This is a genomic window from Amycolatopsis tolypomycina (assembly GCF_900105945.1).
GTDB lineage: Bacteria > Actinomycetota > Actinomycetes > Mycobacteriales > Pseudonocardiaceae > Amycolatopsis > Amycolatopsis tolypomycina.
In genome coordinates this window covers 5,012,077-5,034,367 of record NZ_FNSO01000004.1, presented here as the reverse complement: position 1 = coordinate 5,034,367, position 22,291 = coordinate 5,012,077, and the positions used below count along the sequence as shown (strand labels likewise).

Below are 22,291 nucleotides of genomic sequence, written 5' to 3'. Positions count from 1 at the left end.
AAAAGTTCAATTTGGCCAGATCGATTCAAGCGTTTTCAATACCCTGGTAAAGAAAGCTCTTGGTGACTTTTAATGCTTTTCTTACGGTCGGCTTGCCATATTCCCCCGAATGGTCGATCCCATTTTTGGTCACCTGTGCGTAGTTTTCGCTGAGCGGCCCGGATTGCGGGCACGCGCGAGCTGGACGGCTGTTGAAGCCGTACTGGGGTGGGAAGGCTTGTGCTGTGCGCAATGCGCGGAGATCTCTGCTGTCCGGAAGAACATTCGTCGCTCTCTTGGTGATCGTCGGCTTGGCCGCCACTGTCGTGACGGCTGTCCCGATCGTTGCGCCGGCCGAGGCGGCCTCAGCGAAGACGGCAACCGTCGCCGGGCCGGGTGACTTCGGTCCGGACGCTGTGCGATCCGGCGATCTCGCCGTGGACGGGTGGGGCGACCAGGCGGGCTACCACGTCCGGGTAGCCAAGGAGAATGCCGGGTTCGCGTGGCAGGAGATCGCTCTGATCAGCCCGGCCGGCTTCGATGAGGCGTCCTGGACCGGGTATCAGTGCTTGTCCGGGGACGGGCGTTTCGTCGCGGTTGCGGTGCTGCCCGGTTCGGCCGTCAATCAGCAGGCTGCCCGGGACCACGGTGCGTTCGCCTATGCGATCGATGTCGCTTCGGGTGTGGTCAAGCCGATCGCCACCGGGGTCGGGCTCAAGTACTACTCGCCCGGCTGTGGTATGGGCGATCAAGCGGTCTTCACCCTGGAGGTCGGCGCGAATGATCAGAACACCCAGCTGCTGACCGCGAACCTGGCCATGGGCAAGGTCGACGGCTCGATCACTGCATCCGGGCAGATCACCTCCGCCGTACCGGTCGGCAACGGGATCGTCGGGGTGGCAGGCAACCGGCTCGTGTCCGTGGCCACCGATCGGACCACCATTCTCGCCACCGCCGACGGCGACGTCTTCGACGTCCGTCCGTCCGTGGACGGCGGCGTCAATTTCCTCGCCACCAAGGCAGGTGCCGCCACGGCGACCGCCGGACACGAGAACAACGGAAAGATCACCGCCTTCGCGACCGGTGACCGCACGCGCCTGCAGCTGTTTCCCGGCCGGGCCGGCCGCGCTGTCCTGACTGGTGCTCAGCACACCGAGCCCGCGTTGCTCAAGACCCTGAGTGTCCGTGACGTGCCTGACACCGGTCTCGCCCATGCTGCGGCGACATCGTCGCTCGACGGTGATGCGCTGCTCGGCGCGGATGCCGACGGCACGAAGAGTGATCTGCTAGCGCGATCATCGCGGACCGGCAAGGTGCTCACGCCTGCTGCGACCAAGCGCTCAGCCACACCCACGACTGCGTTGCCGTCTTATCACGCGTCGGAACCGGCCGTGCCGAATGCTGCGCCGTCGGGACGCACCCAGCCCAAGGCCGACGCCGCACCGGTGCAGGTTTCACCGAACACGCAAGCCACGACAACCGCGCAGACTCCGACTTGCGCGGTGCCTCGGCTCGACACGGCGAAGCAGGTCATGCAGCCTGCCCCGGCTCAGGTCGACTGGGCGGCGCAGATGGCCGAACAGGGCCTGCTCACTGGCAGTGCCTACACCCGGCCCGCCGGTTTCGACAACCTGGGCCTCGTCGCCTACGCGCCGAACAGCGACTTTCCGCTGATCCCGCTCCAACACCCGACAGGCGGCTGGAGCACGGTTCCCCGATCCGTGTTCGAGGGCATCATGGCCCAGGAGTCGAACTGGTCGCAGGCCTCGTGGCACGCACCCGCCGGCACCGCCGGTGACCCGTTGATCGCCGACTACTACGGCGCCGGCGGCGACATCCGTTCGATCAACTACGCCGGCGCCGACTGCGGCTACGGCATCGGCCAGGTCACCTCCGGCATGCACGTCGGCGACCATGCGCTGTCCGCCCACGGCCAGATCAAGGTCGCGGTCGACTACCAGGAAAACATCGCTGCGGCGCTGCAGATCCTCGAGGACACGTGGAACCAGCTCTACACCGACGGCATCGTCGCCAACAACGGCGACCCGAAGTACCTGGAGAACTGGTACTTCGCGATCTGGGCCTACAACTCGGGCATCCAGCCGAACGCGGCCAATGGCAACACCACAGGGTGCACGCCTGGGCCGACCTGCACCGGGCCACACGGGACGTGGGGACTGGGCTGGACGAACAACCCGGACAACCTGGACTACCCGCCCAACCGTGATCCGTACCTGAAGGACACTTACGCCGACGCAGCGCACCCGGCGAGCTGGCCGTACCAGGAACGTGTGCTCGGCTGGATGGCCAGCCCGCTCATCCGCTACGGCAGCCGGGCCTACGCCAAGCCGACCTACAACGGCGGGGCGAGCTGGATCCAGCCCGCGCCGTTCGCCACTTTCTGCACGCTGACGGACAACCAGTGCGACCCGAACAACACGAACCCGAGCAACCCCGGCGCCAGCCACTGCATGCTCAACGACTTCCAGTGTTGGTGGCACAAGCCGGTCACTTGGATCCCGACGTGCGCCACGACCTGCGCCACGAGCGCCTACGCGGTCGGTACCGGCTCGTCCGAACCCGCCAATCCCACGCGCAATCCGCCGACGTGCACGCTCGACACCGCGAAGGTAGCGGCCAACGCCATCATCGTGGACGACGAACCGTCCCTGCCGCTGAACCTGCAGGGCTGTGGCAGCTCGAATTGGTCCAGTAACGGCTCGTTCTCGTTCCATTACGGCGCGAACTCCGCCGGCGACCCGATCGGCGCGATCGACACCCACCAGCTCGGCACGGGCTTGGGCGGCCACATCCTGTTCAGCCACACCGAATCCGGTTCCGAGCCCAGCCTGATCAACACCGGAACCTGGACGCCGAACCTGCCGTCGCTGCAGTACTACAAGATGAAGCTCCACATCCCCGGCCTCGGCGCGGACGCCACGAACGTCGTCTACACCATCAACCCCGGCGGCGGCGCGTCGCCGTGGCGTTTCCGGGTCAACCAGGCATGGAACTCCGAACAGTGGGTCACCATCGGCACATTCGCGATGCAGAACGGCGCGAACGTCGTCCTGACCAACCAGAGCGCCAACGTGAACACCGGCAACACCAACCTCGCCGACTTCGACGTCGCCTGGGACGCGATCGCCTTCATCCCGATGGGCGGCACCCCGGGGCAGCCCATCGGTGGCCCGCCTGGCATCCAGGACGCGCCCAAGGGATCGAACCCGGCGTTCATCGCCTGCGGCTGCGCCCGCCGCACGGCCGGTGATCCGGTCGACACCTCGACCGGCTACTTCGGCCAGGATTTCACCGACCTGGCCACCCCGGGCCGCGGGATGACCCTGAAGTTCACCCGCAGCTACGCCGAAAGCATCGCCGACCCCGGGGGCCCGAACGGCACCCTCGCCGCGGACGGTCCGTTCGGCTACGGCTGGACCGACTCCTACAACCTCGCCGCCGGCACCGACGCGGGCACCGGGAACGTCACGGTCCATCAAGAGGACGGTTCCGCCGTGTCCTTCGTCGACACCGCGGGGACCTACACCCCGGCTGCGCCACGCTACGATGCGTCTCTGACCAAGAACGGCACCAGCTACGTCTACGCCCGCCGCGGCAGCCAGTTCTTCACCTTCGACGCGGCCAGCTGATTTCGGCAAGTTGATTTGGCCCCGGTTCGGCATTCTGATTTGGCCCCGGCGGCTGGGTTGCGGGATCGGTCGGCATCTTGATGTGGCCCCACCTGCCGCCGTTGGCGTCGGGGCGGCATTCTGATTTGGCCCCACCTCGTTCGGGTGTTTCTGCTGGTCGAGTCGAGTGCTGGCTGGTCACGATGGCGTGGTGAGCGAGCGTGAGCCCGGCCCAGTGGTGACGTTGGTGTGGGCGCTGGACGAGGTGTTCATCGGGTTCGCGGGCCGGCCGGTCGCGGTGGTCCGCCGCGAGTTGGAGGCCGCCTGCGAGACGTGGGACTGCCGGCTGGATGAGGACACGTTGGACGTGTTCGCGGCCGAGATCGCCGCCGGCGACCGGGTCGAGATCGACGCGGGAACGATCCGTGTCCCGCCGACCGGGCCGGTCGAGGTGGACTGGCGCGACGCGCCGTTCTGACCCGGGTATTCAGCTGGCCCGGGTGCTGCTGCGGCGGCGTTTGGTGGTGCGCAGCCGGAACGACTCGGTGCCGGTCTCGATGATCGAGGCGTCGAACGTCAAGCGGTCGACGATCGCGGCGCAGAGCCGCGGGTCGGTGAAGGTGCGAGCCCACTCGCTGAACGCCGAGTTGCTGGCGATGGCGATGCTGGAGCGTTCCTCCCGCTCGGTGAACACCTGGAACAGCAGCTCCGCGCCGCGCCGATCGAGCTCGAGATACCCCAGTTCGTCGAGGCAAAGCAGGTCGACTCGGCCGTAGCGGGCGATGGTCTTGGACAGGTGCTTGTCGTCGGCGGCCTCGACGAGCTCGTTAACCAGCGCGGCGGCGGTGACATAACGGACCTTGAACCCGGCTTCCGCGGCGGCGGTGCCGAGCCCGATCAGCAGGTGGGACTTGCCGGTGCCGGAGTCGCCGATCAGGCAGACCGGTTGCCCGGCGCGGATCCAGGCGCCCTTGGCGAGGGTGTGCACGAGGGCGGGCGGGACGTTCGGGTTCGCGGCGAAGTCGAAGTCCTCGATGCGTTTGGTGCGCGGGAAACCGGCCTGCTTGACCAGGCGGGCCTTGCGGCGGACCTCGCGGTCCTCGCACTCGATGAACAGCAGCTCGGACAGGAAGCTCTTGTAGGTGGCCTGCTGGCGGGCCGCGGCGGCGGCCTGGTCGCCGAAGCGGTCGCGGATCGTCGGCAGCCGCAGGATCCGGCAGGCCTGCTCGATCGCGGCGTCGGCGGCTTCCTCGGTGAGCTGGTCCCGGCCGCGGCTGGTGGTGCGGGTCATGACGCGTTCCCCTTCTTCGGAGTATTGCTGAGTAACTGGTCGTAGGCGGCGACCGACGGGGCGGGGCGGGAGTCCGGTGGCAGGTCGGAGTCGCGGCGGCGTTCGGGCAGCGAGACGACTTTGCTGCGGCTGCGCTGCGGCCCCGGAGGCTCAACTTCGACATCGCCGGCGGTGCTTCCTGCTGCGGCGGCGTGTTTGCGGGCCTCGATCGCGACCACGTCCGGCGAGACCGACCCGGCCTCCAGCGTGACGCGGATCCCAGCGATCACATGCGCGTGGGCCATCCGCCGGTGCAGCAGCAGAACCTCGATTAGCAGCCGGGTGCCGGCCTGGTCGCCGTGTTTGGCGCGGGCGGCGGCCCAGAACGCGTCGTGGGTGGCGGTGAACCAGCCCTTCTGCCGTGCGTGGACCAACGCAGTCGCCCCGCGCAGCGCACCCGGTTTGCCGGCCAGGACTTCGAGGTAGTGATCGAGCACCAGGTGCTGGCCGCCCTTGGTGGTCAGCCGCGGGTGCCGGGCGACCTCGGCGGATCCGTGCAATACCACCAGTTCCTCCGCGTCGAGCTTTGCCCGGACCGTCTGCCCGATCAGCCGCGCGGGAACTGAGTAGAGCGCTTGGCGGACGGTGATCCTGGCGTAGCGGTCGACGCGCGGTGTCGTGGTCAGCGCGATGTCGAACTCGTCGACCGGCAACGCCGCCAGCAGCGGTGCTTCGAGCGCGAAGTCCTGCCCGATCGTGGCCGTCCGCTGGTCGATGTGCCGGGCGTCCTCCGCATGGTCGGCTGCGGCGAGCCGGTCGTTGATGCCGGCCAGGCCGGAGATGTCGGCGATTTTCGGGACCGGGACGAACCAGCGTCGCCGGAACCGCCCGCCTTCGCCTTCGACACCACCCTTCTCGTGGGCGCCTTCTTTGCCTGGCATGCAATAGAAACTGGTGACACCGTAGGCGGACTTGAACAGCACCCACTTCTCGGTTTCCACTCGTGATCGTCCGAAGCAGACCCGCCGGACCGCCGAGGACAGGTTGTCGTAACGGATCTCCCCGGCCGGGACACCGCCAAGTTCGGTGAACGCTGCGACATGCCCGGCAAAGAACGCTTCCTGCCCTTGCGAGGAGTAGACGCGATGAATTGCCTTACCAGAAAAGGACATTCGCAGCGTGAAGAGGAAGCACTTGGTGTCGACACCGCCGACGTTGACCCAGACCTCGGCGAAGTCGACCTCAGCGTCCTGGCCCGGAAGATGCGTCTGTGGAACAAATCCGTCCATCACTCCTGCCCGGTTTCTGGCTTCCAGCAGGATCTCCGGGCGGCGGCGGGCGACGTACTTCGACACGGTGCGGTAGGCGATCTCGGCGTCGTGCTCGTCGACCAGCCGCTCCCAGATCCGGTGCGCGGTATGCCGCTGCTTGCGCGGCGCGTCCAGATCCGCTCGCAGGATCTCGTCCATCGCCTCACGCAGCGGACCCGTCACCGGCGAGGACCGGGCTGGTGTCTTCCGCGGCGGCGGGACGGCCGAGCCGAGCGCCTGACGCACCGTCCGGCGATGCACCCCATGCCGGTCAGCCAGCGCCCGGACAGACAGGCCTTCCACCCGGGCATCTCGCCGGATCAGCGCGAACAACTCCACCCTGGACACCATCCCGGCTCCCACGCGGACGGCCCCTCCCCGGCACTGTCCACCCAGGACCCTCTCCTCGACCCACCGACTCGCACACCACGAGCAGGAATTCGCCCGATCGGTGGGGCCCGCTAACGGTGCCGAACCGGGGCCAAATCACGATGCCACGGCCAGCCAGCGGCCACCTCACCGCCGAAACCGACTTGGCCGGCACCAAAGCCACTCCGCCGTACCAAACCACCTTCACGTACGACACCAGCGGGCACCTGGCGACCATCACCGACCCGGCACAACGCAAGTACACCCTCGCCTGGACCGGGAACCACATCACCGCCCTCAGCGACGACGCCGGCCGCACCGTCACCTACGGCTACGATGCGGCCGGCAACCTCACCGACGTCTACGGAGTGGGCACCACGCGGACACCGACGCGCAAGGACGACGACCACGCGCAGTACACCTACGACGCCCACCACCTGATGACGTCGATGCGTACCCCGCGCAACTTCGGCGGCGCGGCTGCCGCGGTCACCGCGATGGCCTACGACTCCGCTGAACGGGTCCACACCCAGACCGACGCCGACGGCAACACCACCACCTTCACCTACGGCCCCGACGGAGGGCTCGCCGCCGGGCAGACGCTGGTAACGGACCCCTCCGGGCACAAAACACTCGACACCTACCAGAACGGCCTGCTGACCAGCGAGGCCAAGGGATACGGAACGGCGGACGCGGGGACCACCTCCTACACCTACGACCCGGTCACCCTCGGCGTGTCGACCCAGACCGACCCGGACGGATACGTCGAGACCTTCGCCTACGACGACCACGGCAACAAGACCTCCGAGTCCGACGCACTGGGGTACACGACGAACTACGCCTACGACGACGCAGGCGACGTTGTCGAGACGATCGACGCGAACGGTGTCGCCACGGTCAACCAGTTCGACCAGGCCGGGCAGATCCCGAGCGGCGCGGCGGGACTGCGTGACCTCACGTCCACGACCACCACGCTGGTGAACAACGTCGTCGAGTCGACCACGGGGAACTTCGGCCCGGAACCGACGCGCAGCGTCAGCTACTTCTACGACGATGCGGCGCACCCGGCCGACCGCACCCGCACGACCGATCCCAAGGGACACACCACCACCGAAACCTACGACGCCTTCGGCGACAGCACCTCGGTGACCGATCCCGCCGGGGACAAGACGCAATACGGCTACGACACGGCGACCGGCCTGCGAACCTCCACCGTGGACGCGGTCGGTACCGCCGCCGGCGTCACGCCCGGCTGCACGCCACCGGCAACGGGCTGCACCACCTACCGCTATGACGTCAAGGGGCAGCTGCTGCAGACCACCGACGCGCTCGGCAACTCCACCAGCAACACCTACGACGCCGACGGGAACAAGAGCTCCTCCGTCGACGCGAACGGCCAGACCACCGGATACACCTTCGACTCCGCGGCCAGGTTGGTGAAGACGACACTGCCGGACACGACCACCCGCGTCACCGACTACAACCCGGACGGGACGGCTGCGGACACCATCGACGGTCTCGGAAAGCAGACCGTCTTCGGCTACGACGGCCAAGGTCGTCCCCAGCGTCGCACCGATCCCGACAACCGCAGCACGACCAGGCACCTCGACCCAGCCGGCCGGCCACTCACCCTGACCGACCCGGACAACCGCACAACGACCATGGGCTACGACGCCGCCGGGAAACTCACCTCGATCACCTACTCCGACGGCGTCACCCCGCCGGTCGGCTACGGCTACGACCCGGTCGGCCACCGGACCACGATGACCGACGGCACGGGGACCTCGTCCTGGACCTACGACACCTTCGGTGAGCTCACGAGCAGCAAGCAAGGCTCCGGGGCCACGGTCGCCTACGGCTACGACGACAACGGCAACCAGACCTCGATCACCTACCCGGCGCAGACCACCGCGGTCGCCCGGCAGTTCGACCTCGCCGACCGCATGTCCAGCGTCACCGACGCCGGAGGCAACACGACCGGATTCGGTTACACCCGGGACGGTGACGTCCAGACCACCACCTACCCGAACGGCGTCGTCGTCACCAACGGCTACGACCCGGCAGCGCGGTTGCACAGCACGAACGCCGTCACGGGAACAGTCACCGACGTCTCCCTGACCTACGACCGCGATCCGCTCGGTCAGGTCACCACGCGCACCACCGACGGTGTCGGCCAGGGCTTCGGGTACACTCCGCGCGAACAGCTGTCCACGGTCACCGTCGGGAGCGCCAGTACCGGCTACGACAACGACGCCGCCGACAACCCGGTCCGCGTCGGAACCGCCACCCAGACGTTCGATGCCGCCGGCCAGCTGTGCTGGACCCTGCCCACGGGCACGCTCACCAACCCGGCTTGCGCGACGACACCCGCGGGGGCCACGACCTACACGTTCAACTCCGAAGCCCAGCGCACCGGTGCCATCCCGGCCACCGGGCCCCACAGCACGCTCGGCTACGACCAGGCCGGCCGGCTCACCACCTTCACCGGCCCCGGCGGCACGGCGGCCTACCAGTACGACGGCCTCGGGCGGCGCACCGGCAAGACCATCGGGACCGCGACGACGTCGTTCGTCTGGGACAACTCCGAGAATGCCAACCTGCTCAGCGACGGCACCACGAGCTACCTCTACGGCCCGGACGGTCTGCCGCTCGAGCAAACCGGGGCGAGCGGCAGCTTCTGGTACGTCCACGACAACGTCGGCTCGACCATCGCGCTGACGAACAACACAGGTGCCAACGCGGCAAGATACAGCTACGACGCCTACGGCACGCCGATCTACAGCGGCACTGCGGTGACACCGTTGCAGTACACCGGCCAGTACGCCGATGCCGAATCGGGTTTCCTGTACCTGCGGGCCCGCTACTACGACCCCTCGACCGCGGAGTTCCTCACCGTCGACCCGCAGGTCGACACGACGCACGCGCCCTATTCGTACGCGGGCGGAAACCCTGCCAACGCCACTGATCCCAGCGGGCTGGCCAGCCTGTGTACCGGCGCACAGGAAAAACACGACACGGCGATGATGGACCGCTACTGCAAGCCGCCGGCCTACACCGCCAACCCGGACCGCTGCCCCCGGTTCAACACCGACGGGCCAGGCTGTGCCGATGCCGCCTGGAATGCCGCCCACCCCTTCAGTACCGGTACCGCCGGGATCTGCATCGGTGGCACAATCGCCGTCGGCGAGGGAATCACCGGCAGCGTCTGCCTCACCGCGAGCGGATCCAGCTATGGCATCACCGCGACCGGCGGGCGTATCTGCGGAGCCGGCGGCGAGATCGGGATCACGGGCTTCTCGTCGAACGCCCGCAAACCGGATGACCTCGGCGGCCCGTTCACGGGCGGGTCGGCGTCCGGTCTGGGCCCGTTCGGGGCGTCGTACTTCGGTGGCCCGTCCGACGACGGCTTCGTCAGCGTGTTCGGCATCGCGTTCGGGCTCGGGATGGGCTTGTGGGGTGGCACCACCTACACGAAGGCGTGGAACCTCGGCTCGGTACACGCACAGTGACCACAAACACGTCAATTTCTCTATGTTCGGGCTGTTTCAGTGAATGGTAACTTTAACCGTGCGTGCAATGCTGATCTGGTGCAGCTTGGCTACAGTAGGCTGCCTGGCCGGAATCATCGACTCGTTCACCGAATGGGCCCCGCATCTTCCTAGTGTGCTGTGGGTGGTCCCGTTGGTCGGTGTGTTTCCGATCGTGCTCGTCGTCGCGGCGGCACTGGCGCTCCGACGTGAGCGTGAGTCGCCAGTGCACGCGGTGTTCGGAGCGGGCAGATCGTTGTCGTCGGGGGAGCGGTGGGCTGCTGCGATTCTTGTTCTCGCGGCAGGTGTGGTTGCGGCGATAGCTGCTGCGGGGCTCCGCAACGGAACACCCGAGGTGACTGCCACTGGCTATCAGCTTTACACCCGGCTCGGCAGCACACCGATCACCCGCACCGAGTACCTGCACGAGCTCGCCGGCAGTCAAAGGTTGTTCGCGGCGCTCGGTTTCGGTCTCAATGTCTTGTTCGCAGCCTTCGCCAGGGGAACGATGCGGCGAGGATCGGCTCAATGAGGATCAGCCCGCCACGGCTCTGAGAATGTCGTGGCGGCACCGACCGCGACATCGGAGTCGTCGAAGTCGTGCGGTGATCCCTTCTGCTTCGAAACTCAGGAGACCTTGCGGCGGTACGCCGCGGTGGCGAAGACGTAGGCGACGACGAGGATCCCGGCGCACCAGGCGAGGGCGATCCAGATGTCGGTGCCGACCGGCGCTTGGGTGAACAGGGCGCGGATGGTGTTGACGATGGACGTCACCGGCTGGTGTTCGGCGAACCAGCGCACCGGGCCGGGCATCGTGGCGGTGGGGACGAAGGCCGAGCTGAGGAATGGCAGGAAGATGAGCGGGTAGGAGAACGCGCCGCCGCCTTCCGCGGTCTTCGCGGTGAGGCCGGCGATCAACGCGACCCAGGTCAGGGCCAGGGTGAACAGGAGCAGGATGCCGGTGATCGCGAGCCACGCCAGTGGTCCCGCTCCGGAGCGGAAGCCCATGACCAGTGCGACGCCCACGACGATCACGAGCGAGATCAGGTTGGCGACCAGCGAGGTCAGCACGTGCGCCCACAGCACGGCCGAGCGGGTGATCGGCATGGAGTGGAAGCGTTCGAAGATCCCGCTTTTGAGGTCGGTGAACAGGCGCAGCGCGGTGTAGGCGATGCCGGAGGCGATGGTGATCAGCAGGATGCCGGGCAGCATGTAGTCGATATAGGAGCCCGATCCGGTGTCGATCGCGCCGCCGAAGACGTAGACGAACATCAGCATCATGGCGACCGGCGTGATGACGGTCGTAATGATCGTGTCCAGGCTGCGGGTGATGTGACGCAGCGACCGTCCCAAAAGGATGGTGGTGTCCGTGGTCATCGGGTCTCGCTTTCCGTGCGATTGCTGACGACGGCGAAGAATGATCCGGCCCTCGTGCAGGATCGTGATCCGGTCGGCGAGCTGCTCGGCCTCGTCCAGGTACTGGGTGGTCAGCAGCACCGTCGTGCCGCGCGCGGCGAGGCCCTTCACCGCGTCCCACACCTCGACGCGGGCTTCGGGGTCGAGGCCGGTGGTCGGCTCGTCCAGGAAGATCACCGGGGATCGCCGATGAGGCTCATGGCGATGTCCAGACGCCGTCGCATGCCCCCGGAGTACGTCGACACCTTCCGCGTGGCCGCCTCGGTCAGGGAGAAGCGCGCCAGCAGGTCGTCGGCGATCTTGCCGGGGTGCTTCAGGCGGCGCAGCCTGGCGATGAGGACGAGGTTTTCCCGGCCGCTGAGGATTTCGTCGACTGCGGCGAACTGCCCGGTGAGGCTGATCGCCGCGCGCACGTCGTCGGCCTGAGTGACGACGTCGAAGCCGTTGACGGTGGCGGTCCCCGCGTCCGGCTTCAGCAGCGTAGCCAGGATTCGTACGACGGTGGTCTTGCCGGCGCCGTTCGAGCCGAGCAAGGCGAAGATGCTGCCCCGTGCCACGTCGAAGTCCACGCCGCGCAAGACGTGCAGCTGTTTGTACGACTTCTCGAGGCCACGAACTCGTATCGCTGTCATCGGTCATCCCCTCATCCAGCTAGTCAGTACTGCTGAGTACTGGTATACAGTGCTACTGGGTAGTGGTGCCAGGGTGAGCTCGGAGGAGCGATGGACGACCTGACGGAGATGTTGAAGGGCACCCTTGAAGGCTGTGTGCTCGAGATCATCGGCAAGGAGGAGACCTACGGCTACGCCATCACGCGTCGGCTGAACGACCTCGGCTTCGGCGACGTCGTCGAGGGAACGGTGTACACGATCCTGTTGCGGCTGGAGAAGAACAAGCTGGTCCAGGTGACGAAGCGGCCGTCGGAGAAGGGGCCGCCGCGCAAGTTCTACGCGCTCAACGACGCCGGTCGCGAAGAGCTTGGGCGGTTCTGGGCGAAGTGGCAGTACGTCTCTTCGCGCATCGACAAACTGAAGGAAGGTGGGGAATGAACTTCTGGGAGACCATCACCGGCAGCGACATGACCCGGGAGTACCAGGCTTTCGAGGCCAGGGCCGGGGCGTTGCCGGAGGACTACCGGGCGGCGTGGGAACAGATCAAGGCACACCTCTTCCCGTACGGGGATTTCTCGGGCCGCAATCTGATGCCGATCCTCGACGGCGCGCTGGGACTGCTCGAAGAAACCGCGGCGGAGGGGCAGAGCGTCCACGACGTGCTGGGAGATGACGTCGAGGGTTTCTGTGCGGCGCTCGCCGGCGGTGAAGGCGCCAAGAACTTCCGTGACCGGTGGCGGAAGCAGTTGAACCGGAATGTCGCGAAAAAACTGGGTCGGCTGGGAGGCTGAGATGGGCATCCAGGACGTCATCGAAGGCAAGAAGCAGTGGCGGGCGCACATGGCCCGGGTCAAAGCCCTGCCGCCGGACTACCAGATCGTCTACAAGGAGATGCAGAAGTACCTGTTCAAGGTCGGCCCGGTCGACCTGCTCGAGGGAAACCTGCTCTCGGGGATCGTCGACTTCTTCGCCGAAAGCGCCACGACCGGCCGGGGAGTCCTCGAAGTGATCGGCGAGGACGTCGCCGCGTTCTGCGACGAGCTGATCAAGGACTCGCCGACCTACGCCGACCGCTACCAGGAGTCGCTCAAGGACAAGGGTGAGAAGCAGCCGGAAAGCGGCGTGAAACCGGACTGAAACCCGGGTCACGCACTCTCGTCGCAGCCGTGGCCGCCGAGGTCACGGCGGACGAGAGGAGAACCGTGACCACCCCCGCGATAGCGGCCAGCGGGCTGCGCAAAACCTTCCGCGACCAGGTCGTGCTCGACGGCATCGATCTGCAGGTCGCCGAGGGCACGATCTTCGCCCTGCTCGGGCCCAACGGCGCGGGCAAGACGACCGCGGTGCGGATCCTGTCCACCCTGATCCGCGCGGACGGCGGGCAGGCTTCCGTCGCGGGGCACGACGTGGCCGCCGACCCGGACGCAGTTCGGGCCGCGATCGGCGTCACCGGGCAGTTCTCGGCGGTCGACAATCTGCTGACCGGCGAGGAGAACCTGCTGCTGATGGCGGACCTGCACCACCTCGGCCGCACCGAGGGGCGGCGGAAGGCGGCCGACTTGCTCGAGCGGTTCGACCTCGTCGAGTCCGCGGGCAAACTGGTGTCCGCCTACTCCGGTGGGATGCGGCGGCGGCTCGACCTGGCGATGACCCTCACCGGTGCGCCGCGCGTGCTTTTCCTCGACGAGCCGACGACCGGGCTCGACCCGCGCAGTCGGCACACGATGTGGCGGATCATCCGGGACCTCGTCGCCGGCGGTGTCACCGTCTTCCTGACGACGCAGTACCTGGAGGAGGCCGACGAGCTGGCCGGCCGGGTCGCGGTGCTCGACCACGGGCGGGTGGTCGCCGAGGGCACACCGGACGAGCTCAAGCGGCGGGTCCCGGGCGGGCACGTCCGGCTGCAGTTTGCCGACGCCGCCAGTCTCGACGTCGCCGCCCGGGCGCTCGGCGAAGGGACGCGCGACGAGTCCGCGTTCACGCTGTCGGTGCCCGGCGACGGCGGGGTCCGCTCGTTGCGCGACCTCCTCGACCGCTTGGACGGTGCCGGGGTCGACGTCGACAGCCTGTCGGTGCACACCCCGGACCTCGACGACGTCTTCTTCGCCCTCACGACCGAGAAGGAGGCCGTCCGATGAGCTACGCGGTGCGCGATTCGGCGACCATGCTGCGGCGCAACCTGAAGCACCTGCGCCGGTACCCCGGGATGATGATCATGGCGCTGGGCATGCCGGTGCTGCTCCTGCTGCTGTTCGTCGGGGTGTTCGGCGGCGCGATGCAGGCGGGTGTCCGCACCGGGGCGTACGTCGACTATCTGGTGCCGGGAATCCTGCTGATGACCGTGGGGTACGGGGCGTCGATGACGGCGCTGGCGGTGAACCGGGACATGACCGAGGGGATCATCTCGCGGTTCCGGACCATGGCGATCGCCCGGGTGTCGGTGCTGACCGGCCACGTCCTGGGCGCGCTGCTCCGCACCGTGGTCAGCGCGGTCCTCGTCGTCGGCGTGGCGCTGCTGTTCGGGTTCCGGCCCGCCGCGGGGCCGGCCGGCTGGTTGGCGACGCTGGGGCTGGTGGTCCTGCTGGCGTTGGCGCTGACCTGGTTGGCGGTCGCTGTCGGGCTGGCGGCGAAGAACGCCGAAGGCGCGAACCTGTTCATCCTCCTCGTGCAGGTGCTGCCCTTTGTCAGCAGCGCGTTCGTGCCCACGGACACGATGTCGGGAGCCGTGCGCTGGTTCGCCCGAAACGAGCCGTTCACCCCGGTGATCGACACCCTGCGCGGGTTGCTGCTGGGCACGCCGGTCGGGAGCAGTGCGTGGATCGCCGTGGCGTGGTGCGCCGGGTTCGCGCTCGCGGGGTACGTCTGGGCGCGGGCGTTGTTCAGGCGCGATCCCGCGGCCTGACCGTCAGCGCCGCGAGTGCCGTGGCGCGTAGCTCTTCGCGGGCGAGGCCGGCGTATTCCGACAGCGCGTCGGTGTACGCCGGCTCGTCGGCCTGCTCGGCCAGGGCGCGGATGCGGGCCGAAGACATCGTCGGGTGGAAGCCCCGCACGTACCGGAAGCGCTCAGCCAGGGCGATCATTCGTACTGCCGTGGCGCGCTCGGCGGCCGTCTGCGCGCGGTCGAGGTCGGTCAGGGCCAGCGCCAGCAGCAGGGCACCGCAGACCGGGACCGACGTCCCCGGGTCTTCGAGGAGGCCGGGCAGTGCGCGGAGGAGGTCGTCGGTGATCTCGGTGACGAGGTCGAGGCGTCCGTGGTGGGCGTGGGCCACCACAGTGACGGCCTGGGTTTCCCACGCCCAGCCGTCGGCGCCGGGCCCAGTATCCTTTGTGGACCGGAGTCGTTCTGCGGCCTGCCGCCACAGGCGCAGGCCCGTCTCGATGTCGCCGCGGGCGAGCAGGATCTCCGCGCGGGCGCCGACGTCCACCATGGACGCCCCGGCGACCTCGCTGCCGCCGGTCAGCATGGCCTGTTCGAGCCAGTGTTCCGCTTCGTCGATCGCGCCGCTCTGCAGGTTGGCGAGCACCAGCGCGCCCCGGATGCGGGCGCCGCCGGACCAGGTGCCGGTCTCGTCGAGTACCGCGAGCACCGTGCCGATCGACCGCCGTGCTTCTTCGCCGCGTTCCAGTTCGAGGCACAGCTCGCCGACCCGGGCGTGGGCGACGGCGCGCAGCCACGGCGACTCCCGGCCGTCGAACACCGCGACCATGCGCTCGGCCGCGGCCAGCGCGCGCTCGGGATCATCGAGTGCCGACCACGCATAGCTGGCGACGCCCTCGGCCAGCCCGGCGACGAGCGGGTCGTCGTCACCGCACAACGCGAACAACGGAGCGAAGTCCGGCGCGGCCACAGTGAGGAGCACCGTCTCGACGGCGTGCACCAAAGTGCCAGGTGCGGCGGGCGGAAGACGGCGGAGGGCGATCAGCGCGCGAGCGGGCCGCGGCCCTTGCAACAGGAAGCTGTTCACGGCGCTCAACACCAGCGCCGCCCGGGTCGCGGCCACGAAGCCGGGCTCGGGTCGGTAGTGCGAGAGCAGCCAGGCGGTGTCCTCGACGAGGGCGGCCGTGCGGCCGAAATTCGACTCGAACGTCCACAACCCGGCCAGGACGGCGGTCGTCGCCGCCACGAGCGCGCCGTCCTCGTGGTCGATACCGAGCCGCAGCGCGTGCACCAAGTTGTCCTGCTCGGCACAGACCCGGCGCATGGCCGGCACGAGGTCGGCGGCGAAGAGGGATTCACGGTGGGCCAGCGCGAAGTCGACCACCCAGGCCAGGAAGCCGGTGGTGGCCTTTTCGGTCTCGCCCGCTTCCTCGCGGCGAGCGGCGCTGAACTCGCGGACCGTCTCCAGCATCCGGAACCGCGTCCCCACCGGGGTGTTCTGAACCTTGAGCAGCGAGTGGCCGGCGAGCTGGTCGAGCAGGTCGACCAGCTCGCCGGCCAAGAGCAGCGGCCGGGCGGCCTCGGCGGTGAAGCCGTCGGGAAAGACCGACAGGGCCCGCATGGCGGCCTGCCCCCGCTGGTCCAGAAGGGACCAGCTCCAGTCGATGACGGCGTGCAGCGTGTGGTGACGCGGCGGGGCGTCGCGGGCGCCGCCCCGCAGCAGCGCGAACCGGTCGTCGAGGTGGCGGGCGATCTCGGGGACCGACATGACCCGGCTGCGGGCCGCGGCCAGCTCGATGGCAAGGGGCAGGCCGTCAAGGTGCGCACACAGCTCCCGGACGGCCTCCTCCGGCAGCTCGACGTCCGGACGGACAGCGCGGGCCCGCTGCCGGAACAGCTCCGCGGCGGCCGTCGCAGTCAGCTCTGGCAGGGCGTGGACCGCTTCGGAGGAGAGGGCGAGGGGAGTCCGGCTGGTCGTGAGCACCCGCAGGTCGGCGCTGAGCGCGACCAGCGTCCGGACCAAGTCGGCCGCGCCGCGCACGACGTGTTCGCAGTTGTCGAGCACCAGCAGCGCCGGGCCAGGGCCGAGCCCGTCGAGGACGGCGGTCACGGCGTCGCGCGGGGCGGCCGGACGGCTGCCCCGCGGGCCTCCCACCTCGGCGCCACCGACCGCCGAAGCGACTTCCGCGGCGACCTCGTCGTCACGGGTGATGCCGGCGAGCGGCACGAAGTGCACGATCCGCTGCTCGGCACGGCGGCTGACGGCATGGGCCAGCCGGGTCTTGCCCAGCCCGCCCGCACCGACGATCGACGTGACCCGGGACGTCCGGAGCAGCCCGGCGACGGCGGCCAGGTCGGCGTCCCGGCCCAGCAGCGGGTTCGGCTCATGGGCGACACCGTGGCGCACTACGGGTGCTTCGCCCTGCAGGAGCTGTTGGTGCAGCTCACGCAGCGCCGGTCCGGGATCACTGCCGAGCTCGTCGCGGACCCGGCGCCGGTAGTCCTCGTAGCGGGCCAGCGCGGCGGCGGCCCCGGCCGTCGCGGCTTCGCTGCGCAGCAGTTCCAGGAGCAGTTCCTCGTCGCGCGGTCGTTCGGCCACCAGCTCGGTCAGCTCGTCGATCGCCTCCGCGGCCCGGCCCAGCTGCGAGCGGGACAGCGCGCGGGCCCGGACCAGCCACCGGCCGGTCGACGCACGGGCCGCCCGCAGCGCGCCGAGCGGATCGGCGCGGCCCGGGTCGTCGTGCGCCGTCCAGAGCGCCAAGCCCGCCTCGGCGTGGGCGAGCGCGGCTTCGTGGTCGCCGGCGCGGGAGAGCCGGGCGCAGGCCGTCGCGCTGAGCACCAGGGCGGCGGCGTCGACCTGATCGTCGGCCAGGGCGAGCCGGTAGCCGGACGGCGTGGCCTCGATGACGTCGGGGCCGAGCTGCGCTCGAGCGCGGGACACCAGGACCTGCAGCGCCTTGGCCGGGTGTTTCGGTCGCTCGTCGGGCCAGAGCCCTTCGATGAGACGGGCGGTGCTCGCGCCGGTCCGGAGGTCGTCAGCGAGCAGGGCAAGCAGCCCGCCCAGGCGGGGGCTGGTGATCTCCCGGCCGCGGTAGGCCACTCGCGGCAGCAGGACCAGCTCGATCGTCACCGCCTCAGGCTAGTGGCGGGTGCACCGTGTTCGCCCGGACGAGGCAAGAGGCCGAACCCAGCGGCCGGCGACCGCCGGACCGGAGCGGCGGCTGCGGTCGGCTGATACGGGTTCAGCGCGGCGGGCGGCTCATCGCACGGTGTGTTCGGCTCCGGCGCGTGCGTGTCTTTCAGCGGCGCGGAGGACGTCGTCGCCGAATTGTTCGAGGAACCGGCTGGCGGCAGCGAGGCGGGTTCCGACGGTCGTGTCGGCGAAGATGCCGGCGCCGCGCAGCACCGTGGTGGCGAGCTGCTGGTTGGCGCGGGCGCCGGTCACCGCTGAGCGGATGCCCGCGTTCTCGTCGAGGAAGTAGCGGTGTCGCCGGCCGTCGCGGCCGCGGCGGATCAGGCCGTGGTCGTCCAGCACGGTGACCGCGTGCGAGATGGTCGCCGCGCTGACCCGCAGGTGCTGCGCCAATTCGGCGGCCGTGTGGCTGCCGCTATCGGAGGTGAACAGGCAGGCCAGCACGCCGGCGGCGGTGCGCGGCATGCCGGTATGGACGAGAGCCGTGGTGAGTTCGGTGACGAACGCCGTTGCCGCGTCGAGATCCGGGCCGGGGTGGTCGCCGGTTTCCCGCGTGCCGGGCGGGCGCGGCCGGCGCCGGGCGCGGTGGGTGGTCGCGAGCTGCGCCAGCTCGGCGCGGTAGCGGCCCGGCCCACCGTTGCGCGCGACCTCGCGGCTCACTGTCGAGGTCGGACGGCCGAGGCCGCGCGCGATCTCCGCGTAATCCAGGTCCTTGGCCAGCCCCTCGGCGATCCGCTGCCGGTCAGTGCTGGTCAGCCTCAGTCCTGGCATCTGGTCGGCTCCCCCGTTCCCGTGGTGGTGCGGCCAGTATTCGTGCCGCTCTTCGATCTTTGCAACGCGTCGGCGTTCGCGTGCATTAGCCGGCAAGGTCATTGCAATGATCACTTCGGCCCTGAACTGCGCAAATCGCGTCGATCACCGGCTGTTCTCGTTGATCGGAGTTCGGCTCACTCCTAACGTTCCGGCTCGACAGTTGTCCGGCAACCCTGTGGGGAAATCCGATGAGAGCTCGAGGTATCACGTACGACACCGGCTTCACGCCCGGCGGGCGGTGTTCGCGGCCCGTTTTCGACGCCGAGGCAGTGCGACGGGAGATCCACGTGATCGCCGAAGACCTGCACTGCGACGCGGTGCGGATCACCGGCGGCGACCCCGAGCGGCTGGCCGTCGCGGCCCGGTACGCCGCCGACGCCGGGCTGGAGGTCTGGTTCTCCCCGTTCCCCTGCGAACTGTCCGAGGCGGAGCTGGTGCCGTACTTCGCCGACTGCGCGGACCGTGCCGAAGAGGTGGGGGCGGAGGTCTTCGTCGCCGGCTGCGAGCTGAGCCTGTTCGCCCCCGGTTTCTTCTTGGGCGGCGACAGCCTGGCCAGGATCGACGCCCTGGTTGGCGGCGCCCCCGAGGCATTGGCTCAGGTCGCCGAGGTGCCCGCGAAGCTGGACACGTTGCTGGCCGGCATCGCGGACGCGGTGCGTACCCGGTTCCGCGGCAAGCTCACCTACGCCTCCGGAACGTGGGAGCAGATCGACTGGACGCCCTTCGACATCGTGAGCGCCGACGCCTATGGCGATCCCGGTGACGCGTTCCGCCAGGGCCTGCGGGAATACCGACGGCACGGAAAGCCGCATGCGGCGACCGAGTTCGGCTGCTGCACCTACCGGGGCGCCGCCGAGCGCGGCGGCATGGGCTGGCTGGGCGTCGTCGACCACGACGCCGATCCGCCCCACGTCACCGGAAATTACCTGCGCGACGAGGACGAACAGGCCCGCTACCTGCGCGAGATGATCGCGCTCTTCGACGAGGAAGGCGTGGACACCGCGTTCTGGTTCACCTTCGCCGGCTACGAATACCCACATCACGCCGACCCGCGTCTCGACCTCGACGTGGCCTCCTACGGGGTCTGCAAGGTGATGCCCGATGGCAGCCTCGCGCCGAAGAAGTCCTTCCATGCCATGGCCGAGACGTACCTTCGGTGACGCGTGTGTCGCCGATGGGGTGGCTCACGTAGGCTGAGCGCGGCGCGCCGGGAAGTCTGGTCGGCATCCGGATTCGGATCGGAAGGACCGGCTGATGCGCGGGGTCGAAACTGTCCTGTTCCTCGTGGTCGTGGCGACCGTGGTGGCCACGTTCGCCCGGCGGCTGCGGGTGCCGGCGCCGTCGCTGCTGGTCGTCGTCGGCGTGGTGGTCGGACTGCTGCCCGGCGTGCCCGTCGTGCAGGTGACGCCCGAGGTGATCAGCCTGATCGTGCTCCCGCCGTTGCTGTTCGCGGCGGGGGAGGAGTTGCCGTGGCGGGACCTGCGGGCGGTCGGGCGGCCGGTCGCGGTGCTGTCGGTCGGGCTGGTGCTGCTGTCGGCCGCGGCGGTGATCGGGGTCGCGGTCGTGGTGACGCCGTTGCCGGTCGGGATGGCGTTCGTGCTGGGTGCGGTGCTGGCGAGCACCGACCCGGTCGCGGTGACGGCGCTGGCGCGGCGGCTGGCCCTGCCGCCGCGGGTGCAGGCACTGATCCAGGCCGAGAGCCTCTTCAACGACGCGACCAGCCTGCTGCTGTTCCGGGTGGCGCTGTTCCTCGCCGTCGCCGGCGGGGCCGCGTCGTGGGGCCGGACGCTGGCCGAGTTCGGGGTGCTCGCGGGCGGCGGCGTCGCCGTCGGCGTGCTGACCGCGCTCGGCGCGTTCCTGATCCGGCGACGTACCGAAGATCCAGTGCTGGAGACGGTGATCTCCCTGGTCACGCCGTACGCGGGGTACGTCGTGGCGGAGTCGTTCGGTGGATCGGGGGTGACCGCGGTCGTGGTGGCGAGCGTGATCCTCGGGACCCAGGCCGAGCGGCTGACGACGGCACGCATCCGGCTGCAGGTCGGCGCGGTGTACCAGACCGTGGTGTTCCTGCTGGAGAGCGTCGTGTTCGGCCTGATCGGCCTGCAGCTGCCCGCCCTGATGCGCCGGGTGGCGGGCGGCGGGCCGTGGTGGCTGTTGCAGGCGCTCGCCATCGCGGCGACTCTGGTCGTGGCGCGGCTGCTGCTGGTGTTCGTGCTCTCGGCGGTGCGGCAGCGGCGGGAGGACGGCCGGATCTCCTGGCAGGTGCCGGCGGTCGTGTCGTGGGCTGGCGCGCGGGGCGTGGTGCCGCTGGCGGCGGCGCTGTCCCTGCCAGTGGCCACCTTGGACGGTTCCGAGCTGCCCGCGCGTGACCTCGTCCTGTTGCTGACGACGGCGGTGATCGTGCTGACGCTGGTGGTCCAGGGCTTCACGCTGGCCCCGCTGGTGCGCCGGGCGGGCATCGCGCTCGATCCGGCCGACCTGCGCACCGAATACGCCACCGCGCGCCGGAAGCTCGCCGAAGCCGGTCTCTCGCACGTGGACCACCTGGCCGAAACCGAGTCGGCGTCAGCGTTTGTGGTCGACCAGCTGCGGGCGGGCTGGCAGGCCCGGCTCGACCACATTCGCGGCGACACCGGCGAGGAGGCGGAGGACTGGGTGCGCGGGATCGACTACCGCGCCTTGAAGCGCGAGCTGATCGACGTGGAAGCGGCCGAGCTGACGAGGCTGTTCGAGGCGGGCGAGATCACCGATGGCACCCGGCGACGCATCCAGCGGTTGCTGGACCTGGAACACGCGGGGCTGGAGGACTGAGCGGGGCCCACCGGGGATCGTCGTCGGGGGTTCCGAGCCACGTGCCGGCGAGCCGCAGGAGGATGGCCACCAGCGTGAAGCCGCCCATCAGCGTCAACGCCCACCAGAAATCGCTCATGGAACAGAGGGATGGACCCGGCCTGCCGGCCGGGCGAGCCCGTCGGCGCAACTTTGACGCCGCCTTGACCACGGAACGCGTCTGGGTGGACCGTGGTGGTCATGGCCGATACCGACGACGACGGCAAGCGGCCGGTCGAGCCGCCTCAAGGCCGTGCGGCCGGGCTGCCCTACGACTGGCGCTCACCCACCGCGGAGCGAATCCGGGCCCGGGTGTGGAACGCCGGCGATCCGCGGTTGTGGACGCCGAAGACGTTCGGCTGGGGGTACAACCTGAACTTCTACTGGGTCGTTCATCCGATCCGGTACGTTCGCGCGCGTCGGCGCTAAAGTTTCGTAAAGACGCGTAAAGGCCGCCTCGGACCCGC

Annotated in this window: 18 protein-coding genes and 1 pseudogene; 12 read left to right on the top strand and 7 right to left on the bottom strand. The window is 69.2% G+C overall.

Annotation, left to right across the window (positions count from 1 at the left end; all coding sequences use genetic code 11):
• Positions 1-25: 25 nt before the first annotated feature.
• Entirely contained in the window at positions 26-301 is a 276-nt protein-coding gene (locus tag BLW76_RS48045; RefSeq protein WP_143060728.1) for a hypothetical protein, read from the bottom strand.
• On the opposite strand from BLW76_RS48045, the gene BLW76_RS32480 reads away from it, so the two are divergent.
• Together BLW76_RS32480 and BLW76_RS32475 are read left to right on the top strand one after the other, a co-directional pair.
• A complete protein-coding gene (locus tag BLW76_RS32480) occupies positions 279-3,629 on the top strand; it encodes a DUF6531 domain-containing protein (RefSeq protein ID WP_244170429.1) in 3,351 nt (1,116 codons plus the stop codon). The two genes, BLW76_RS48045 and BLW76_RS32480, sit on opposite strands and share 23 nt — an antisense overlap.
• Positions 3,630-3,819: 190 nt before the next feature.
• Positions 3,820-4,086, top strand: coding sequence for a hypothetical protein (locus BLW76_RS32475; protein WP_244170108.1), 267 nt, complete (start codon positions 3,820-3,822; stop codon positions 4,084-4,086).
• A 9-nt stretch (positions 4,087-4,095) separates the two neighbouring features.
• Here the strand turns inward: BLW76_RS32475 and istB are convergent, their stop codons facing one another.
• Positions 4,096-4,899, bottom strand: a complete 804-nt coding sequence (istB, locus tag BLW76_RS32470) for an IS21-like element helper ATPase IstB (RefSeq protein ID WP_091305597.1) — start codon at positions 4,897-4,899, stop codon at positions 4,096-4,098.
• Positions 4,896-6,539, bottom strand: coding sequence for an IS21 family transposase (gene istA, locus BLW76_RS32465; RefSeq protein ID WP_091305599.1), 1,644 nt, complete (start codon positions 6,537-6,539; stop codon positions 4,896-4,898). The genes istB and istA overlap by 4 nt, the downstream gene beginning before the upstream one ends.
• 140 nt (positions 6,540-6,679) lie before the next feature.
• On the opposite strand from istA, the gene BLW76_RS32460 reads away from it, so the two are divergent.
• A complete protein-coding gene (locus BLW76_RS32460; protein ID WP_091320156.1) occupies positions 6,680-10,066 on the top strand; it encodes an RHS repeat-associated core domain-containing protein in 3,387 nt (1,128 codons plus the stop codon).
• 67 nt (positions 10,067-10,133) lie between these two features.
• A complete protein-coding gene (locus BLW76_RS48040) occupies positions 10,134-10,616 on the top strand; it encodes a hypothetical protein (RefSeq protein ID WP_143060727.1) in 483 nt (160 codons plus the stop codon).
• 95 nt (positions 10,617-10,711) lie between these two features.
• On the opposite strand, the gene BLW76_RS32455 is transcribed toward BLW76_RS48040, so the two are convergent.
• Together BLW76_RS32455 and BLW76_RS32450 are read right to left on the bottom strand one after the other, a co-directional pair.
• Positions 10,712-11,461 carry an ABC transporter permease gene (locus BLW76_RS32455; protein ID WP_091320153.1) on the bottom strand — a complete coding sequence of 250 codons (750 nt, stop codon included), beginning with the start codon at positions 11,459-11,461 and terminating at the stop codon, positions 10,712-10,714.
• 36 nt (positions 11,462-11,497) lie between these two features.
• Positions 11,498-12,132: pseudogene (locus BLW76_RS32450) on the bottom strand (ABC transporter ATP-binding protein); the annotation flags it as partial.
• 90 nt (positions 12,133-12,222) lie between these two features.
• Between BLW76_RS32450 and BLW76_RS32445 the strand changes: the two are divergent.
• The 5 genes from BLW76_RS32445 (at position 12,223) to BLW76_RS32425 (ending at position 15,013) form a co-directional block, all read left to right on the top strand.
• Positions 12,223-12,549, top strand: coding sequence for a PadR family transcriptional regulator (locus BLW76_RS32445; protein WP_091314614.1), 327 nt, complete (start codon positions 12,223-12,225; stop codon positions 12,547-12,549).
• Entirely contained in the window at positions 12,546-12,902 is a 357-nt protein-coding gene (locus BLW76_RS32440) for a DUF1048 domain-containing protein (RefSeq protein WP_091314613.1), read from the top strand. Before BLW76_RS32445 ends, BLW76_RS32440 begins: the two co-directional genes overlap by 4 nt.
• A gap of 1 nt (position 12,903) precedes the next feature.
• Complete coding sequence (locus BLW76_RS32435) at positions 12,904-13,248, top strand: DUF1048 domain-containing protein (protein WP_091314610.1); 345 nt, start codon at positions 12,904-12,906, stop codon at positions 13,246-13,248.
• A gap of 65 nt (positions 13,249-13,313) precedes the next feature.
• Entirely contained in the window at positions 13,314-14,249 is a 936-nt protein-coding gene (locus BLW76_RS32430; protein WP_091314608.1) for an ATP-binding cassette domain-containing protein, read from the top strand.
• A complete protein-coding gene (locus BLW76_RS32425; protein ID WP_091314605.1) occupies positions 14,246-15,013 on the top strand; it encodes an ABC transporter permease in 768 nt (255 codons plus the stop codon). The genes BLW76_RS32430 and BLW76_RS32425 overlap by 4 nt, the downstream gene beginning before the upstream one ends.
• Here BLW76_RS32425 and BLW76_RS32420 read toward each other — a convergent pair.
• A complete protein-coding gene (locus BLW76_RS32420; RefSeq protein WP_091314603.1) occupies positions 14,991-18,119 on the bottom strand; it encodes an ATP-binding protein in 3,129 nt (1,042 codons plus the stop codon). The genes BLW76_RS32425 and BLW76_RS32420 overlap by 23 nt on opposite strands.
• A gap of 129 nt (positions 18,120-18,248) precedes the next feature.
• On the bottom strand, positions 18,249-19,055 hold the full coding sequence (locus BLW76_RS32415) for a helix-turn-helix domain-containing protein (RefSeq protein ID WP_244170428.1): 807 nt from the start codon (positions 19,053-19,055) through the stop codon (positions 18,249-18,251).
• A 128-nt stretch (positions 19,056-19,183) separates the two neighbouring features.
• Between BLW76_RS32415 and BLW76_RS32410 the strand changes: the two genes are divergently transcribed.
• From BLW76_RS32410 to BLW76_RS32400, 3 genes are all read left to right on the top strand, one after another.
• A complete protein-coding gene (locus BLW76_RS32410) occupies positions 19,184-20,155 on the top strand; it encodes a hypothetical protein (RefSeq protein WP_091314598.1) in 972 nt (323 codons plus the stop codon).
• Positions 20,156-20,249: 94 nt separating this feature from the next.
• Positions 20,250-21,806, top strand: a complete 1,557-nt coding sequence (locus BLW76_RS32405; RefSeq protein WP_091314596.1) for a Na+/H+ antiporter — start codon at positions 20,250-20,252, stop codon at positions 21,804-21,806.
• Positions 21,807-22,025: 219 nt separating this feature from the next.
• Complete coding sequence (locus BLW76_RS32400) at positions 22,026-22,253, top strand: hypothetical protein (RefSeq protein WP_091320150.1); 228 nt, start codon at positions 22,026-22,028, stop codon at positions 22,251-22,253.
• The last annotated feature ends 38 nt before the right edge of the window (positions 22,254-22,291 follow it).